Below are 1091 nucleotides of genomic sequence, written 5' to 3' on the forward strand. Positions count from 1 at the left end.
CCCATGGCGCTGACCATCACCTTCGCCATGGCCGGCTCGCTGCTGCTGTCGCTCACGCTCGTGCCGGTGCTCGCGGCGCTGATCCTCAAGCCCAAGCAGGAGCGTGACACCTTCCTGGTGGCCCGGGCCAAGCGGCTGTACCTGCCGCTGCTGGATTGGGCCCTGGAGCGCAAGCGCCTGGTGGTGGGCGCAGCCGTCGTGCTGCTGCTGGCCTCGCTCGCCCTGTTCCCGTTTCTGGGCAAGGAGTTCATGCCGCAGCTGCAGGAGGGCTCGATCATGTTCCGCATCACCGGCATCCCCTCCACCTCGCTGGAGGAGTCGATCCGGGTGTCGAAGGCGGTGGATGCGGAGCTGCGCCGGCAGTTTCCGCAGGTCAAGACCGTGCTGGCGACCATCGGCCGCGCCGAAAAAGGCGAAACCGCCGACGTCAACTACATGGAGGTGCTGCTGGAGCTCAAGCCGCAGAGCGAGTGGCCGGAGAAGCTTTCCTACACGGGGCTCGGGCGCCAGATGCAGGAGTCGCTGGAGGAGACCGTGCCCACGGCGGTGTTCGGCGCGACTCAGCCGATCCAGATGCGCGTGGAGGAGCTGATCTCCGGCGTGCGCGCGACGCTGGCCCTCAAGCTCTACGGCGAGGACCTGGGGACGCTGGACCGGCTCACCAGCCAGATCCAGTCCGCGCTCAAGACCGTGCCGGGCGTGGCCGACCTCTCGGCCGAGGCCAACAAGGGCAAGCCGCAGCTCGTGGTCAAGGTGGATCGCCCCGCGGCGGCACGCCTGGGGCTCAATGCCGACGACATCCTGGAGGTCGTGCAGTCGGGCATTGGCGGCAGCACCGTCTCGACGCTGATCGAAGGCACGCGCCGCTTCGACATCGCGGTGCGCCTGGCCGATGAGTACCGCTCATCGCCTTCGGCCATTGCCGCGATTCCCATCCGCACCAGCAGCGGCGCCCTGGTGCCGTTCTCGCAGGTCGCCACCATCGAGCTTGACGAAGGCTACTCTTTCGTGCGCCGCGAGGCGCTGCAGCGCTACGCGGTGCTGCAGATGGACGTGCAGGGCCGTGACGTGGACAGCTTCGTCAAGGAAGC

General features: G+C 68.0%; 1 protein-coding gene. It reads left to right on the top strand.

The features are described from left to right. Positions 1 to 1091 (top strand): efflux RND transporter permease subunit (locus ALA01S_RS31155; protein WP_169806062.1); only part of this gene is annotated, 1091 nt, incomplete at both ends.

The organism is Azohydromonas lata NBRC 102462, assembly GCF_001571085.1.
Taxonomy (GTDB): Bacteria; Pseudomonadota; Gammaproteobacteria; order Burkholderiales; family Burkholderiaceae_C; genus Azohydromonas; species Azohydromonas lata.